Below are 15,797 nucleotides of genomic sequence, written 5' to 3'. Positions count from 1 at the left end.
ATGTGAGGCCGCGCCAGAGTAGGATATTGAGGCCAGTCAGGGGGGGGCGACGTAAGGCCGAACGTGACTGACGTCAGTGTTTAAATCGGTAACAAATAAAATGGGAAGATGCCCAGGCATCTTCCCATTCTGGCGATATGAGTTAGCGGCTTTTGCAGGATCAGCCGTGTTGGCGGCGGTCGTTGGCCTGGGCCAGTAGCATGCGGCTTTCACGCAGGAACTGGTCGGCATGTTCGCCGAAGAAACCGGAGACCTGCGAGAAGGCGTCGATAAATCCGGCTCTGTCCCCCCGCTCCAGCAGCCCCAGCGCTTCGCCGAAGTTTTGGTAGTAGCGACGGATCATCGCCAGATTCTGCGGTGACGACAAAATGATGTCGGCATAGAGGTGGGGATCCTGGGCGAACAGCCGCCCCACCATGGCGAGCTCCAGCCGGTAGATGGGGGAGCTCAAACTCAGCAGGCGATCCAGATTGGCCTGCTCCCGGGAGAGGTGCCAGCCATAGGCAAAGGTGGCGAAGTGACGCAGTGCCTGAATGAGGGTCATCGCCTCATCGTGGGCCTTGGCTTCCACCTGTTGCAAGCGGGCGCCCCAGATGGTCATCTGATCCAGCAGCCATTGGCTGGCGGCGGGGTCACGACCCTGGCAGCAGACGATCACCTGCTTGGCGAGACTCGCCACATCAGGCCCGAACATGGGGTGCAGTCCCAGTACCGGCCCTTGGTGCGCCGCCAGCATATGTTCGAGCGGCACCGCTTTCACGCTGGTGACATCGACCAGCAGGCAGTGGGCGGACAGGTTGCCGAGGCGGTCGATGATCTGGCAGGTGATATCGATGGGCACCGCCACCATCACCAGACCGGCTCCGGCGAGGATCTCGTCAGCGCGCGGCCAGTCGGCTTGTTCCAGCGTCTCGACGCGATAGCCTGAGAGGCTGAACATATGGCCGAACAAGCGGCCAAGCTGGCCCTGACCGCCGATGATGACCACCTTGCCAAGATCCGGCTTTATGCATTTGAAGCCGGTATCTTTCTCGCTGGCATAAGATTCACGCATCACCCGGCGCAGCACGTCTTCGATGAGATCGCCGGGCACCCCCAACTGCTCGGCCTCGGCGCGGCGGCGGGCCAGCATGCTCGCTTCCCGATCCGGTGCATAGATGGGCAGGCCGTGGCGGCTCTTTACTTCACCCACTTCTCCCACCAGGGCCAGACGGGCGGCCAGCAGATCGATCAGCTGCTTGTCCACCGCATCTATCTTGTCCCTGAGTACATTCAACTCTTCAGCCATATCCAGTCCCTGCTGGCGCCGCAGCGGCGCCCTGAAAATCAAGATGCAACAAGGTATCACGGCATGAGCGGTTTGATGCCACCACTAGTGATACCTCGATTGTTCAATAGGTTACGACAAGATACCACGGGTTACCGCGCAGTTCTGCCCTTGAGGGGGTCAGCCAGCTGGTTGTGGCAGCGGGCCAGCAGGGTGGCGGTGGTGTCCCAGTCGATGCAGGCATCTGTGATGGAGACCCCGTAGCGCATCTGCTGCTTGGGCTGCTCGCTGGACTGGTTACCCTCAAACAGGTTGGATTCGAGCATCACCCCGATGATGGAGCGGTTGCCCTCCTGGATCTGGTGGATGACGTTGTCGGCCACCTTGGGCTGCAAACGGTGATCCTTGCTGGAGTTGCCGTGGCTGCAATCCACCACCAGGCTCGGCAGCAGGCCCGCTTTCTCCAGCGCCTCTTCCGCCAGCGACACGTTGACCGAGTCATAGTTGGGATGTTTGCCGCCGCGCAGGATCACGTGGCCATCCGGGTTGCCCTGGGTCTGCAGCAGCGCAACCTGGCCCTGCTGGTTGATCCCCATAAAGGCGTGAGGGGAGGAAGCCGCCTGCAACGCATTGATGGCAGTCCCCAGGTTGCCGTCGGTGCCGTTCTTGAAGCCGACCGGCATGGAGAGGCCGGATGCCATCTCCCTGTGGGTCTGGGATTCGGTGGTGCGTGCGCCGATGGCTGACCAGGAGAAGAGCTCGGCCAGGTATTGCGGGCTGATGGGGTCGAGCGCTTCGGTGGCCAGCGGCAACTCCAGCTCCGCCAGCCAGCAGAGCAGCTCGCGGGCACGATGCAGCCCCAGCTCCACATCGAAGGTGCCATCCAGATTGGGGTCGTTGATAAAGCCTTTCCAGCCGACCGTGGTGCGCGGCTTCTCAAAGTAGACCCGCATGACAATGTAGAGAGAGTCCTGATAGGCATCATGCAGCGCTTTGAGTCTGGTTGCGTACTCTTTGGCGGCGTCCATATCGTGGATGGAGCAGGGACCACAGATCACCAGCAGCCGGTGATCGCGGCGGTGAATGATATCGGCGATGGTATTACGGGCCCCTTGCACGAATGCCAGCGCCTTGTCGGAGATGGGTAACTTCTCCTTGAGCTGGGCAGGCGTGATCATCACTTGTTCGGACTGGATATGGATGTTGTTCAGGGGGTCTCTTTGCATGATTTCATTCTCTCTACTGTATTAAGCTAAAAGCGATTGTACCGATATGTTTACGTTGGTACCTGCTTTGTTACGCAACCGCCCTCACCTTACCAAGGAAAAACAAACAATCAAGTGAAACTAGCGGGTTTACCGCTAAAAAGTCAGATAAAGGAGCTGCTATATAGCGCGAACAGGAATAATACAGAGAGGTTTTCGGAGGGTTAATGGTTTTTGTGTAATTTAATGTTTACGAATTTAGGGCTGCGTTGCCCAGCTGTTTACCCACAGTAAATGGTATCTCTGGGAGACTGCAACGCGATGGCAATGATGGTGTGAGGTGGCTATCTGGTCAGCCATAGAAAGAGGGAGCCATAGTGGCTCCCTTTGCGGTAGGAACGGGGATCCCGTCTGGCTGCGGATCAGCGCTTCTGTTTTCCCTGCAGCTCTTTGTTCAGGCGAGTGAGCATCCCCTGGGTGACCAGCACTATGCCCTGCTCGGAGCGGTGGAAGCGACGTGCATCTTCATCGGCGTTTTCACCTATCACCGTGCCTTCCGGTAGTTTGCACCCTTTATCGATCACCACCCGGCGCAGTCGGCAACCGGCACCTATCTCCACACCTGGGAAGATCACGGCCTGATCCAGGGTGCAGAAGGAGTCGACCCGCACATTGGTGAAGAGCACCGAACTCAGGATGAAAGAGCCACTGACGATGGTCCCCCCGGCAAACATGGAGTTGATGGTCATGCCGTGCTGGCCGTTTCGGTCCTGCACGAACTTGGCGGGAGGAGTCATGTTCTGACTGGTCCAGATGGGCCAGTCCTGATCGTAGATATCCAGCTCAGGCGTGACGGAAGCAAGATCCATATTGGCCTCCCAGAAGGAGTCCACGGTACCCACATCGCGCCAGTAGGGGCGGCGATCCGGACAGCAGCCGACACAGGACATGCCAAACGGGTGAGCGAATGCGGTGCCCTCTTTCACCACGCGGGGGATCACGTCCATGCCGAAATCGTGATGGGACTGCTCGTTGGCAATGTCCTCTTCCAGCAGCTGATAGAGATACTCCGCATCGAAGATATAGACGCCCATGGAGGCCAGCGCGGTGTCGGCCTTGCCCGGCATGGCGGGCGGGTTGGCAGGCTTTTCGACGAAGGCATTGATCTTGCGATCATCATCCACCGCCATTACCCCGAAGGCGCTTGCTTCACTGCGTGGCACCTCGATGCAGGCAACGGTCACCTTGGCGCCCATATTGACGTGGTCGAGCAGCATGGCGGCGTAATCCATCTTGTAGATGTGATCGCCTGCCAGCACCACCACATATTTGGGGGCGTGATCGCGGATGATATCCAGATTCTGGTAGACCGCATCGGCGGTACCCCGATACCAGTTCACCTCATCCACCCGCTGCTGGGCAGGGAGCAGATCGATAAACTCGTTCATCTGGTAGCGCAGGAAAGACCAGCCCGATTGGAGATGGCGCAACAGGCTGTGGGATTTGTACTGGGTCACGACACCGACCCGACGGATGCCGGAGTTGATGCAGTTGGAGAGCACGAAATCGATGATGCGGAATTTGCCGCCGAAATGAACGGCAGGTTTTGCACGGTTGTCGGTTAACTGTTTGAGGCGACTACCCCGCCCTCCTGCGAGTACCAAAGCCATGGTCTCGTTCAGCAACTGTCTGGATTTTGCTGTATTGGCAGGTTGTAACAACATCTCATATCCCTTTGTAGATAAATCACTACAATGTTGCCTCCTTTGAGCCCTCAAGAAAGTGCTTTCAGTCACATTTTATGGTTTCTGACGTAATAAAATGACCTTTTTGTTATTAAAAATGACGGGTTGAGCCGTCATTGCTTTCAATATGGTCAGTTGTCAATTGAAGCGAGCCGAAGGACAAAATGGGCGGCGAGAGAGGAGGGATGAAAAAGCCCCTGCCAATGGTTGGCAGGGGGCCCGGTTTGTTGAGGCCCGGTGAGCCGGGCCTGGTTAACAAGGTTCAGGCTGCGTTGGCCAGTGGCTCCTCGCTCTTCTTCTGGTAAGCCTGCGGGGTGAGGCCCAGCAGCTCCTGCACGGTCGAGGCGACGGTAATGGAGGAGACGGTGCCCACCAGGATCCCGGCAAACAGGGTGAAGGAGAAGCCGTAGAGAGCGTCACCGCCAAACAGCAACAACGCGCCCACGGTAAACAGGGTGGTGCCCGAGGTGATCATGGTGCGACTGAAGGTCGCCTTGATGGCCACATCGGAGCATTCGTGGATGCCCATCTGGGTACGCGAGCTCAGCAGATCCCGCAACCTGTCCGAGATGACGATGCTGTCGTTGAGGGAGTAGCCGATCACCGCCATCAAACCGGCGATGATATTCAGATCGAATTCGATCTGAAAGAGTGACAGCAGCCCCAGCGCCACGATGGCGTCATGGACCACCGAGAGCAGGATGCCGATGGCCTGACGCCACTCGAAGCGAAACGCCAGATAGGCCGACATCGCCAGCGAAGCGACCAGCACAGCCAGCATCCCCTGCTGGAACAGCTCGGCACCCACTTGAGGACCGACGATGGTGGTGCGCAGCAACTCGACCGGCATCCCCAACTGCTGGGTCAGCATGGTGGCGAGATCCGCCGCGGGCCAGGGCAGTTCGTGGGGAGGCAGCTTGATCAGCCACTCGCCGGGAATTCCGGCCGAGCTCAGCTCAACGGCTCCCGCCAGCGGGGAAACCAGCATGGCATTGAGCTCATGGGCCTCTTTCAGGGTCTGGATATGAAACTCCAGCAGGATCCCGCCGGTAAAATCGAGCCCCAATGTCAGGCCGTTCACCAGCAAGATGGCGACGCTGGCCACGGTCAGCAGGATGGAAGCCCACAGGCCAATATAACGCCAACGGGTCAGCCCCATGGCAACGATCATTCTCAACATAATTCTCTCCTTGGCCAGCCAGCATCAGGCTGTTGGCCCATCACGACGTGTCGCGACACGCCGGGAAAATAGTGTTCTGCTTTGGCCGCTCCGGCCATATCCATGGCCGATGGCGCAGTCAAAGCCGCTCATCAGAGGGACTGCTGTCCCGTTACACCTTCAGCGTGCGCTCGCTGCTGCGTCCCCAGAGGGGGTTGATGATGGCGCGCGTCCCCCAGATCCCGGTGATCATGCTGGAAATAAGCCCCAGAATGAGGGTGATGGAGAAGCCCTGCAGCGGCCCGGAGCCGATGGAGTAGAGCACCACGGCGCAGATGAGCGTAGTGATATTGGCATCGAAAATGGTGTGGAAGGCCGAGCGATAGCCAAAGTCGATGGCGTTGGCCAGTGAGCCCCCTTCTCGCAGACGGTCCCTGATCCGCTCGAAGATCAGCACATGGGTATCCACCGCCATGCCCACCGTCAGCACCAGACCGGCGATCCCCGGCAGGGTCAGCACGGCGCCCGGCAGCACCGCCAGCATGCCGACCTGCATCAACAGGTTGGCGACCAGCGCCGTGATGGCAACCCAGCCGAATTTGCGGTACCAAGCCATCATGAACAGCATCATGCCTGCCATGCCGAAGGCCAGCGCGGTGAAGCCCGCCTCGATATTCTGCATCCCCAGCGTCGGGCCAATACTGCGTTCTTCCAGGATCTTGAGAGGGGCGGTGAGGGCGCCGGCGCGCAGCAGCATGGCCAGCTCTTGCGCTTCCGGGAGACTGCCAATGCCGGTGATGCGGAACTGGTTGCCAAGGGCGGTCTGGATGGTGGCGACGTTGATCACCTCGCTCTGGGCGCGCAGTTTTCCCTGAGCGTTGGTCTTGTACTCGGTGAAGACGGTCGCCATCGGCTTGCCCACATGCTGGCGGCTGAACTGGTTCATCTTGCTGCCACCCAGGGTGTCGAGCACGATATTGACCTGGGGTTGACCCATTTCGCCCATGTTGGCGCGGGCATCGACGATGTGCTCGCCGGTGAGTACCGGCTTGCGTGCCATGCCGACGGCCTGACCGTTGCGATCGGCGATATAGAAGTGGCTGTCGGCTTTGGCCTCGTAGAAGGCCAGCGAGGCGGTGGCCCCGATCACCTCTTTCGCCTGCTTGGGGTTGTGCACCCCGGGCAGTTCGATACGGATACCATCCTGCCCCTGACGCACCACCGAGGCCTCGACGATGCCGAGCTCGTTGATCCGTTTTTTCAGGATCGACAGGTTCTGGGTCACGGCGTTGTTGACCAGCAGGGTGCGCTCAGCATCGCTCAGCACCAGTTTCAGATCATTGCCGGAGCGGGTCAGCTTCCACTGATCCTGACGGGTACCGGCACTCTCCTTGATGATGGCGAGCCAGCGCTCCTGTTCTGCCACCTCCGGCAGGGTGACGGCTACCGCGCCCTGTGCCGTGCGCGTGACGCTGGCACCGCGCAGGTTGGCTTCACGGAAGCGGGTGCGCAGGGTATCGACCAGATTCTTGGTCTGATTGTCGATGACAAAGTCCACGTCCACCCCGATCAGCAGCTGGGAGCCACCACGCAGGTCGAGCCCCAGCTTGATGGGGTCGGCGCCGAGGCGGGTGATCCAGGCCGGTGCGTTGGAGTGAAACTCCAGGGTCAGGGCGGCACTGTCGACCCCTTGCTGCTCCAGCAACTGCTTGGCGCGCTGCTGCTCGCCCTGACTGGCAAAGACCAGCTCGACCCGCTCAGGTTGCTCGATCACCTTGATAGGGGTCAGGTGTTTGTCACTCAGCAACATCTGCTGTTGAGCGGTCAGGCGCTGCTGTCCGTGCAGGCCGAGGGAGGGCTGCTCACCAAAAAAGGTGGGCAGGGAGTAAAAGGTAAAGGTCAACAGCATCAACAGCAGCAGTGCGTACTGCCACTTGCTCATGCGGTTGAGAACGGTGCGATTGCTCTTTCTCATGGCAAACAAGCCTCTGTCAGGAGAATGGTGCCTAGGCCGATAGCAACAAGGCTCGGCAAGGCGCAAAAAATGGGATGCATCAGATGCGGATCAGGCAGTTGCCGGATCCGTCAGGAAGAGGAGATGAGCAAACAGTGGATGTGCCAGCCCCTCCGGGGTCAGGCGTTCAGATAGCTCTGGGTGAAGCGGTACTGCAGATGTTGGCGCTGTAGATGGCGCCGATGGATCGCACCGAAGCGATCGCGAAAACTCAGTTTGTGATAGAGCTCGGGGGCCAGCATCAGCCAGCCGAGCAGCAACAGCAGGATGGCCTGGGCCGACCAGCTCTGGATCAGCTCGTAGACCACACTCTTGGGCTGGTTGTCACTGCGCAGGGATTGTTCGAGACGCAGCAGGTGATTCTGATGGCTGCCGACAAACTTAATGATGCCATCATCGCTGTCGCTAAGCTGATTGAACACCTGAGTCTGCTGCTGTTCACTGTGGGGAGATGCGGGCAGCAGCGGGCCTTCCATTCGGGCGATGGAACAAAGCAGGGTGAGGGCGATAACCAGAGTTACCAGCACCAGTTTTACTTTGTCGATAAGGCGCAAAAAGTTAATTCCCGATAAATAGGAAGGGCAAACTACCATAAGCGCCCGGTTTGAACAAGGTTGCCCTGGGCACATGGCACCATTCGGTGCTGGCTGTCAGCTGCCGCTCATCTGCTTGAAGTCGCGGGCATAACCCTTAAGCAGGGAGTAGAGATGGGCCCGCTGAGAGATATCCAGCGACTGGCTCATGGCGCTCAGCCAGTTGACGGTACGCTGGCGCGACTGTTCGGTATAGCCGGTAAAGCGGCCATCCATCAGCCCATCCCCCTCGGCCAGCAGGTTGGTCAGCTCGCGGGTAAAGTCGGGACTCTGGCGCTGCTTCATCAGCCTGTCCAGCTCCTGGGTCCAGGACTCCTGAAACTCGAGCCAGGGGGGCATCAGCTCGTATTGCCATTCGGCCCACTGGGCCACCAGTGGCGCCTGTGCCGGTTTCACCTCGCCAATCCAGAACTCGAGCCGCTTGTTCATCTTGTCGCGAAACTCTGCCAGCATCTGCTCTCTGGGCTCAGTGGCAAAGTCCTTTTGCCGCTCCTGTTGCCGCTTGACCCGATCGGTCATGAAGCGGGCCACCTGCTCGTCGGTCAGGGTGCGCGCCAGCCTGACCGCGCGGGGGATAGTGTTTTCCAGCGTGCGGGTCAGGCTCTGCTGCACCGCATCGAGATTGGTCGAGATCTGCTCCGGCGTCATGGGGCTGGCCACTGCCTTGGCCAGCGCGTCGAGATCCTTGGCGTAGCGCGGCAGCTCGTGCTGGCGATGCCAGGCCATCAGCCCCTTCACTTCACGGCTGAGCAGATCCTTCTGCGAATAGGAGAGGGCAAAGTAGTCATCCAGCTGCCAGATGATGGCGGTATCGAGCCAGTAGTAGATCACTCGGGTGGAGCAGCCGGTCAGCAGCAGGCCGATCAGCAGCAGACCCCAGGTTTTCGGCTTGTGCCAGCGCACCTTGTTTATCATCTGTTACTCCAGTCGTTGCCGGTTGATGGCGATCAGGGTGTCATAGTCGAGTGAGGGCTGTTGCTCTGCCATCAGCAGGGCCCAGAGCAGGCCGATATAGTCGACCCAGGGTAAAAATGCCTCGCTCTGAAAATCGGGCCACTGGTGGCGCGGCACGGCCTGCAGATAGTGCGCTTCCAGCTCGTCGCGCCGCTCGGCGGGCCACTCATGGGTGCGCTGGATGCTGGCGAGCTCAAAGCCGGGGTGACCTGCCGCGCCATACTCCCAGTCGATGACCCAGGGTTTGCTTCCCAACAAGTTAGCCGGATTGAGATCATGGTGGCAAGGGCGCCAGCAATCATTTGGCTCACTGCTGACGAGCAAGCTCCGCTCCAGAGCGGGCAGCCAGGAGGGGATGTGTGCCAGTCGGGCGCGATAGCCCGCCGCGTGGGCTCGCACCGCCATCACCACCGCAGGTAGCGGCAGGCGATGGAGCTTGCGCAGCACCTCAGCTAGCAGACGGGGCTGATCGACTGCCGGTGGCGCCGCGTGCACCCAGTTTGGCTCATCGCACCATTCGAGCAGCATCAGACCGCTGGCGGGATCGCCATAGTGGCAAGGCAGCGCTAGTCCTTCGGCTATCGCCCCCTGATAAAGCTGCCACTCGGTGGGACGGTCGATACCAAGGCGCACCGGGTCGGAGTGGCCCTGACGCAAAAAGTAACTGCGCCCCGAGGGGAGGCGCAGTCGATAGTTGCAGTTGGTCAGGCCTAACCCGAGTGGTTCCAGCTGCCCCTCCCGCCAGGGGGCGGGCAGGCTGGCCAGTAGCGGATCACAGTTGCCTGTCACCGGGAGCCTGTTACCAGCCAAAGGTGGATTTCTTCGCCTGTTTGCGGATCTCTTTCTGATCGGCCCACAGCAGTTCGCCGTTTTGCAGATCCATCAGGTTCATGGTCATCTGGTAGTAGACATCCTTCACCTTGCCATTGTCCTTGACGATGCTGGCGAGGTTGCCATAGACCATGTAGCGGGCACCGGTCTGTTTGCCAAGCCGCACCATGGAGGCAGGATCCACCATGCCGCTGCTCTGCTGGTATTCGAGCTGCTGCTTGACGGCGGCCACCTTGCTCATGTCGACGAAGCGGAACTTGCCGGCCCGCAGCAGCTTGGTGCGGATGGTATCGGTGATGGCTTCGGTATCGATGTGCTCGGAGGTCTTGTTGCGGATGGAGTCCATAAACATCACCGGACGACCGCCTGCGGTGATCTCGCTGGTGGCAGGGGAGGCGAGCATGGAGTCCGCCATCTTGTCGGCGATGGCCTGCAGATCGCTTGAGCCGTAATCGACGGTGACGGTTTCGGTTTCAGTGGGATCGCCATAGCTGACGGTGGTGCTGGAGCAGCCGCCCAGCAGCAGCGCGCCGGTCAGGATCAGCAGGGCATGATTCATTTTCATCAGTAGGATTCCTCAATCACTTCGCGTACGTAAATCCGGTAACCCTGCGCCGCCGGGCTGGGCGCCAGGGCCGAGAGGGTGCGGGTCTGATAGCCATGCAGCTTGATGGGGGTCCAGCCGCGGCCATCGCTGGCGACCTCCTGACCAGCCTCATCATACCAATAGAAGATATATTGCAGCTTGTTATCGCCGCGCTGGGTGCTGGCGGCGGCCACATTGACCTGCAGCAGGCCATTTTGCTGGCGGCGGCTCAGCTCGGTCAGGGTAACGTTGACGTTTTGATGCTGCTCCAGCGTGGGTGCACCGCCCGCCGGGCCATAGAGCGCCACGCCGGAGGTGTTGGTGGCGCAGCCGGTCAGCAGCAGCGCGAGCCCGAGGGCCAACCCGTATGCTTTCATCTTGCTCTCCTTAATTGGAGTGAGTGGGGTTGCACTGGGGCTGCCCGGTTAATCGTCTTGCTCATCTCTCTTTGCCGCTTGCTCAGAGCGGCATCACCCGGGTGGTCAGGCCGGCGCCGAGGCGCTGTACCCAGACCAGGGTGGTGCGTCCCTTGTGGATGGTGAGCGGCAATTGCCGCTGCGCCGCCCCCGCGCTCAGGGTGAGGTTGATGTCACTTGCTGGCACCATTCCCTGCCAGCTCGATGCCTGAGCTGGCAGCGTCAGCCAGCTGCGGGTATCGGCCCGCTCGGAGAGGGTGTTGAAGATCCCCACCAGAATATTGCCCACATCCCCTCCCTCTTTGGCGGCGGTGCGGCGCATCTGCTCCTTGGCCACCAGTCGCAGCGCCTGGCGGGTCAGCATGCCGGGCAGCCGCTCTTGCAGATCTTTGGCGGCCAGCGCTTCCAGCCTGACCAGCTCGCTGGTCTGCCAGGCCCGCTTGCCGACTTCCACCGTCAGCGGGCCGGTGTCGCTGGCCCGATTATCGTAATAGGGGATGGCGACGGTAAAGGTGCGAAAATCGCCGCGGGAGGTGGAAATGGGGAGCGGCAGGAACAGTTCTCGCCGTGCCGGGATCAAACCATCTTCAAACAGCACCACCAGTTGGCCTTGATCTTTTGCAAGCGGCGGCGCTTTGCGGCCTATCTTTTTCTCGGTCTCGCGGATCTCGTCCGGTGAGCCACGCAGCCGCGCCAGACGCAACAAGGCATCTTGCAGGCTGCGGTTGTCTGGCGCTATCTGGTAGCCGCGCTGATAGTCGACCCAGGCATCGTTGAGATCCCCGGCCGCCTCATAGAGCACGGCGGAAAAGTAGAAGGTGTAGGCGTTCTGAAAACCGTTCTTGACCTTGCCGATCAACCGGTCGAGATCCGGTGCGCCGCGCGACATCAGCTGGCGCATCTCGCCTTCTGCTTCGGCCTCTTCGCTCTCATCCTTCGCTTTGCGTACCTCATCGGCTCGCCGTTTCAGGGCCTGCTCCTGCACCTGATTGGCCCGGCGTACCTCCACCAAGGCGCCATCGGCATCTCCCCGTTGCAGGTAGTTGAGGGCCAGATAGTGGTGCAGCATGGTGCGTTCGTAATCGGGGGTGAGATAGGCCATCGACTGGTCGTTGGTAAGCAGGCTGCCCACCTGATCGAGCCCGTGACTGAGCCGGTATTCGGCCTGATTGTCTTCCCACTGAAGGCGGCTGTCGGCGGCGGTGAACGCCTGCTTGCTGTCCGCATCTTGCCCCGCCAGCCAGGCGATACGCCCCTGTTCAAGGCGATCGAGGACAAAGGTGTCATCGCCGAGGGTGGAGTCGCGCACTTCGGGCAGCGCCTCGGCGGCATGGCCCAGCAGCAGCTGGTTGCGCAAGGGCACCATCTGGTCGGAGTAGGAGACAAACATATCCTGCCAGTGGGAGGCGCAGCCTCCCAGCAGGAAACTGGCCAGCATCAGGCCGGCCAGTCGAATGCTCGGGAGTATCACAGGCTGAGCAGGGGGCCCAACGGCTCGCCGCCGACCAGATGCAGGTGGATGTGGTAGACCTCCTGCCCACCGTGGCGGTTGCAGTTCATGATGAGGCGGTAGCCATCTTCGGCGATGCCCGCATCGCTTGCCAGCTTGCGGGCCACGGTGAACATCCGGCCAAGGGCCAGTTCATGTTCGGCTTCCACGTCATTGACAGTGGGGATCAGCACATTCGGGATGATCAGGATATGGGTCTTGGCCTTGGGCTGGATATCCCGGAATGCGGTGACCAGATCGTCTTGATAAAGGATGTCGGCAGGGATCTCTTTACGGATGATTTTGCTGAAAATGGTTTCTTGCGCCATGGCTAACTCCCTTATATGAAAAAGAAAATTGAACTTGCATCCCAAGCGGCTCCCGAAAGAAGGCGAGCAGCGCGTCAAGTGTGACACAAGCCGAGATTTGACACAGCTGATGTCCCATTCCCTTCAGTTATTGTTAAGAATACCGATAGCCAGAGGGACGTCATCTGCAGCGCCTGTTCAGGGGTCTGCAGGGTATCAAAAGGACGGGGTACTCAGGCAAGGGACTTTTGCATATACAGCGGGACAATAATGAAACAAACAATGTCGGATCTCTCCATCTTGCAGCGAGTCTACCTTGGCTTCGCGATCCTGGTGGCCGTGATGGTGGCCAGTTCACTACTCACATTTCGTAGTCAGAATACCCTGGGGGGAGCGCTGGAACAGGTGACCCGGCAGTCTATGCCGCTGGTGATTGCCAGCAGCCAGACCCAGATCACCCTGCTTAGTGCCAACAAGTGGCTGGGGGATGTGCTCACCGAGCAGGACCCCAAACTGCTGCCTGCCGAAGTGGCCGAACTGAAACAGGCCAAGGCCGCGGTGGGCAAGAGCCTCGATGCCTTGCGCCAGCAGGTCGCCCACCACCCCGAACTGCAAGGGGAGATGGGCACTCTGAGCCAGCAGGTCGACAGCTACCTGCAACTGACCGATACCCTGCCGGGCGAACACGAGGCGCTGCTCACCCGATTGCACAAGGTCAATCTGGCCAAGGGGCAGTTTCAGGTCAGCTTGCCCCAGTTCAAGAAGAGTCTGGGGGACATGATGATCACCATCGACGACAGCTTCATCAAGATGCTCTCCGAGACCCTGACCACCAAGCTTTCCGCTATCGAACTCTCCACCATGGATGCCCTCAACCAGAGCATTCCGGCCCCCATTGAAGCTGCGCTCAAGCGCAACAGGATGCAGATCGAGGGGTTCAACAGCACCATCAAGGATCTGCAGGGTGAGCTCAAGGATTTCGACAACAACATGGGTCACTACGTCCACGGTTTCGTGCGCGATACGACCGGTAATGAAGGTGTCCTGGCCCAGTATCTGGCGCTGATGCAACAGCAGGAGCAGATGCGGGAGAAGAGCAAGCAGGCGAGTGCGCTCATCGTGGCAATTCAGGATCGGCTTGAGCGGATCACCGATCAGAGCCAGCAACTGATGAACCAGAGCATTCAGCATGCCAAAGCCGCACAGAGCCAGAGCACCCTGACTCAGGGAGCCAGCATAGCGGTCGCCATCCTGATTGCCATGCTGGTGGCTTATACCCTGGGCAAGGCCATTCGCCGTCCGCTCAGGGAGTTGCTGCGGGTGCTGACCGAAGTAACCCAGGGCGACATGACCCAGCGCATCGGTTTTCAGAGCAAGAATGAATTTGGTCAGCTGGGCAGCCAGATCAACCTGCTGATTGCCCAGATGGGGGAGGTGCTGGCACAGCTTTCACAAGCGTCTGCCCAGCTTAACGATGCCGCCCACGGCAACCGTCGCACCACCGAATCGGTGCGGGCGGATCTGGAGAAACAGCGGCAGGAGACCGCCTCGGTCGCCGCCGCCATGACCCAGATGGAGGCATCGGTGCGGGAAGTGGCGCAGGCCGCCAACCAGACTCTGGAGCGAGTGATGGATGTGGAGAAGGCCTCCGAGATGGGACGCAAGGTGATGGCGGGCAATATCACCACCACCCATCAGCTGGCGGGCAAGCTGCAACAGACCGGCAAGGTGATTGGTGATGTGAGCGCCATGAGCAGCCAGATAGGCAACATCCTCGATGTCATTCGCGGCATTGCCGAGCAGACCAACCTGTTGGCTCTCAACGCGGCCATTGAGGCGGCGCGGGCCGGCGAGCAGGGGCGCGGATTTGCGGTGGTGGCGGATGAGGTGCGCAGTCTGGCGGGCCGCACCGCCCAGTCCACAAGCGAGATCCAGACCATGATCGAGAACCTGCAGCAGGGGGTCGCCAAGGCGGTAACCGTGATGCAGGAGTGCTCCCGCGAGATGGACAGTTGCGTCGAACAGAGCTCCCACGCCAACAACGCCATGGAGGAGGTGCAGGGGATTGTGGTGCTGATCAGCGACATGTCGAGCCAGATCGCCTCTGCCGCTGAGCAGCAGCAGGCCACCAGCGCCGACATTGCCACCAACCTCAACCGCATCTCCGATATCTCGGATCTCAACTATCAGGGGATTGAGCGGGTAGCCGAGACCAGCCAGCAGCTGGACTCCCTTGCCGAGCAGCAGGAGAGCCTGGTCAAGCGCTTCCGCCTCAGCGCCTGATGGTCGAGAGTTGAAACAACAAGGCCCCGCAGATGCGGGGCCTTGTTATTGCGGTAGTCAACGCAGGAATTACGCGTAGGCGATGGCGCCCTTGCCGACCCCTTCATAAGCGACAATCTTGACGAACTTGTCGCCCACCATCTTCTTCACTTCGCGGGCGATGTAGCAGGCCAGCAGCTCGACCGTGGTGTCGGTGTCGATCATCTCTACCTCGGCGGTGGGGATGGCCAGCTGGAACAGCCCCTGGGGCGCCATATATTTGAAGCCGGTGTGATGCTCGCCAAGCTGGGCATTGGCGCGGGGGCTCAAGGTGAGCTCGGTCAGTGCCACCTTGTCCTCTTCGGTGCCGAGGTAGATATCGCCCCAGCGTTCGGCCCAGTTGAACTCAAGCTCCTGGTCGCGCTCACCATCGACGTGGATCTCGATGGGGGAGCGGTGGCCGTGGGCGATGCGCTGGCAGTTGCCATCGTGCTTTTTCAGGCCGTGGCTGTAGTGGTAGAAGGCACCGGTGATCGCCTCCTGACGCAGGGTCAGGGAGAGATCCTTGATATTGCCCGGCAGCCGTTTGGCCAGTACCGCCAGCAGGTAGCGGGTCACCGACTCTTTATCAACTTGCGGTGCCGGGATAAAGGCGAAGCCCTGGGATGGGCAGCGCAGATGGATGGAGCGCCCCTGGCGCAGCAGATCCACTGTGCTTTCGTCGCCATCCAGTGTCTCGACGTGGATCAGCGGGCACTCTGTCGGCACCAGCAGCTTGTGGTCCACCTCTTCATCGATGATCGACTTGATCAGCTTCTTTACCCGGCCAAAGTCCAGCAGCATGCTCATTTCGTTCAGCTCACCGCTCATTTCGATATCTACCAGCCAGCTCTCGCCCACCATGCCGCGGCGTTCGCACAGGTAGCTGGAGTCGATCACGGTCAAATCTCTTACAAATAACTTCATCA

Annotated in this window: 14 protein-coding genes; 1 reads left to right on the top strand and 13 read right to left on the bottom strand. The window is 60.1% G+C overall.

The window, feature by feature from the left end:
- Positions 1-160 precede the first annotated feature (160 nt).
- The 12 genes from tyrA to hinT all read right to left on the bottom strand — a co-directional run bounded on the left by tyrA (position 161) and on the right by hinT (position 12,588).
- A complete protein-coding gene (tyrA, locus tag ACTG2G_RS22190) occupies positions 161-1,288 on the bottom strand; it encodes a bifunctional chorismate mutase/prephenate dehydrogenase (RefSeq protein WP_421386000.1) in 1,128 nt (375 codons plus the stop codon).
- A 131-nt stretch (positions 1,289-1,419) separates the two neighbouring features.
- On the bottom strand, positions 1,420-2,493 hold the full coding sequence (locus tag ACTG2G_RS22185; protein WP_005344622.1) for a 3-deoxy-7-phosphoheptulonate synthase: 1,074 nt from the start codon (positions 2,491-2,493) through the stop codon (positions 1,420-1,422).
- A gap of 401 nt (positions 2,494-2,894) precedes the next feature.
- Positions 2,895-4,196 (bottom strand): glucose-1-phosphate adenylyltransferase, encoded by a 1,302-nt coding sequence (gene glgC, locus ACTG2G_RS22180; protein WP_005334047.1) that lies wholly within the window; start codon positions 4,194-4,196, stop codon positions 2,895-2,897.
- A gap of 283 nt (positions 4,197-4,479) precedes the next feature.
- Positions 4,480-5,397: a protein translocase subunit SecF gene (gene secF, locus ACTG2G_RS22175; RefSeq protein ID WP_005334046.1), complete on the bottom strand. Its 918-nt coding sequence runs from the start codon at positions 5,395-5,397 to the stop codon at positions 4,480-4,482.
- Positions 5,398-5,548: 151 nt separating this feature from the next.
- A complete protein-coding gene (gene secD, locus ACTG2G_RS22170) occupies positions 5,549-7,351 on the bottom strand; it encodes a protein translocase subunit SecD (RefSeq protein ID WP_421385999.1) in 1,803 nt (600 codons plus the stop codon).
- Positions 7,352-7,509: 158 nt separating this feature from the next.
- Positions 7,510-7,944: a hypothetical protein gene (locus ACTG2G_RS22165; RefSeq protein ID WP_421385998.1), complete on the bottom strand. Its 435-nt coding sequence runs from the start codon at positions 7,942-7,944 to the stop codon at positions 7,510-7,512.
- Between the two features lie 96 nt (positions 7,945-8,040).
- Positions 8,041-8,898 carry a DUF6279 family lipoprotein gene (locus tag ACTG2G_RS22160; protein WP_236354174.1) on the bottom strand — a complete coding sequence of 286 codons (858 nt, stop codon included), beginning with the start codon at positions 8,896-8,898 and terminating at the stop codon, positions 8,041-8,043.
- A gap of 3 nt (positions 8,899-8,901) precedes the next feature.
- Positions 8,902-9,726 carry a phosphotransferase gene (locus ACTG2G_RS22155; protein WP_254204278.1) on the bottom strand — a complete coding sequence of 275 codons (825 nt, stop codon included), beginning with the start codon at positions 9,724-9,726 and terminating at the stop codon, positions 8,902-8,904.
- Between the two features lie 10 nt (positions 9,727-9,736).
- Positions 9,737-10,333, bottom strand: a complete 597-nt coding sequence (lpoB, locus tag ACTG2G_RS22150) for a penicillin-binding protein activator LpoB (protein WP_005302153.1) — start codon at positions 10,331-10,333, stop codon at positions 9,737-9,739.
- Positions 10,333-10,731, bottom strand: a complete 399-nt coding sequence (locus ACTG2G_RS22145) for a YcfL family protein (RefSeq protein ID WP_005334038.1) — start codon at positions 10,729-10,731, stop codon at positions 10,333-10,335. Before ACTG2G_RS22145 ends, lpoB begins: the two co-directional genes overlap by 1 nt.
- Before the next feature lie 82 nt (positions 10,732-10,813).
- The gene (locus tag ACTG2G_RS22140; protein ID WP_439985855.1) at positions 10,814-12,208 is read right to left on the bottom strand and encodes a COG3014 family protein; all 1,395 of its coding nucleotides are present in this window, start codon (positions 12,206-12,208) and stop codon (positions 10,814-10,816) included.
- 29 nt (positions 12,209-12,237) lie between these two features.
- Positions 12,238-12,588: a purine nucleoside phosphoramidase gene (gene hinT, locus ACTG2G_RS22135; RefSeq protein ID WP_266133813.1), complete on the bottom strand. Its 351-nt coding sequence runs from the start codon at positions 12,586-12,588 to the stop codon at positions 12,238-12,240.
- Between the two features lie 249 nt (positions 12,589-12,837).
- On the opposite strand from hinT, the gene ACTG2G_RS22130 reads away from it, so the two are divergent.
- On the top strand, positions 12,838-14,850 hold the full coding sequence (locus ACTG2G_RS22130) for a methyl-accepting chemotaxis protein (RefSeq protein ID WP_216979043.1): 2,013 nt from the start codon (positions 12,838-12,840) through the stop codon (positions 14,848-14,850).
- 69 nt (positions 14,851-14,919) lie between these two features.
- Here the strand turns inward: ACTG2G_RS22130 and ACTG2G_RS22125 are convergent, their stop codons facing one another.
- Positions 14,920-15,795 (bottom strand): 6-pyruvoyl trahydropterin synthase family protein, encoded by an 876-nt coding sequence (locus tag ACTG2G_RS22125; protein ID WP_167558073.1) that lies wholly within the window; start codon positions 15,793-15,795, stop codon positions 14,920-14,922.
- Positions 15,796-15,797 lie beyond the last annotated feature (2 nt).

It is taken from the genome of Aeromonas sp. 55A, from assembly GCF_051919665.1.
GTDB classification, from domain to species: domain Bacteria; phylum Pseudomonadota; class Gammaproteobacteria; order Enterobacterales; family Aeromonadaceae; genus Aeromonas; species Aeromonas veronii.
This window is presented reverse-complemented; position numbering and strand designations above follow the sequence as displayed.

Excerpts from the sequence above, each read along its gene's own strand:
- glgC (WP_005334047.1), bottom strand. The coding sequence starts at position 4,196 with ATGTTGTTACAACCTGCCAATACAGCAAAATCCAGACAGTTGCTGAAC.
- ACTG2G_RS22130 (WP_216979043.1), top strand. The coding sequence starts at position 12,838 with ATGAAACAAACAATGTCGGATCTCTCCATCTTGCAGCGAGTCTACCTT.
- tyrA (WP_421386000.1), bottom strand. The coding sequence starts at position 1,288 with ATGGCTGAAGAGTTGAATGTACTCAGGGACAAGATAGATGCGGTGGAC.
- hinT (WP_266133813.1), bottom strand. The coding sequence starts at position 12,588 with ATGGCGCAAGAAACCATTTTCAGCAAAATCATCCGTAAAGAGATCCCT.
- ACTG2G_RS22140 (WP_439985855.1), bottom strand. The coding sequence starts at position 12,208 with ATGCTGGCCAGTTTCCTGCTGGGAGGCTGCGCCTCCCACTGGCAGGAT.
- secF (WP_005334046.1), bottom strand. The coding sequence starts at position 5,397 with ATGTTGAGAATGATCGTTGCCATGGGGCTGACCCGTTGGCGTTATATT.
- secD (WP_421385999.1), bottom strand. The coding sequence starts at position 7,351 with ATGAGAAAGAGCAATCGCACCGTTCTCAACCGCATGAGCAAGTGGCAG.
- ACTG2G_RS22160 (WP_236354174.1), bottom strand. The coding sequence starts at position 8,898 with ATGATAAACAAGGTGCGCTGGCACAAGCCGAAAACCTGGGGTCTGCTG.
- ACTG2G_RS22145 (WP_005334038.1), bottom strand. The coding sequence starts at position 10,731 with ATGAAAGCATACGGGTTGGCCCTCGGGCTCGCGCTGCTGCTGACCGGC.
- ACTG2G_RS22125 (WP_167558073.1), bottom strand. The coding sequence starts at position 15,795 with ATGAAGTTATTTGTAAGAGATTTGACCGTGATCGACTCCAGCTACCTG.
- lpoB (WP_005302153.1), bottom strand. The coding sequence starts at position 10,333 with ATGAAAATGAATCATGCCCTGCTGATCCTGACCGGCGCGCTGCTGCTG.
- ACTG2G_RS22185 (WP_005344622.1), bottom strand. The coding sequence starts at position 2,493 with ATGCAAAGAGACCCCCTGAACAACATCCATATCCAGTCCGAACAAGTG.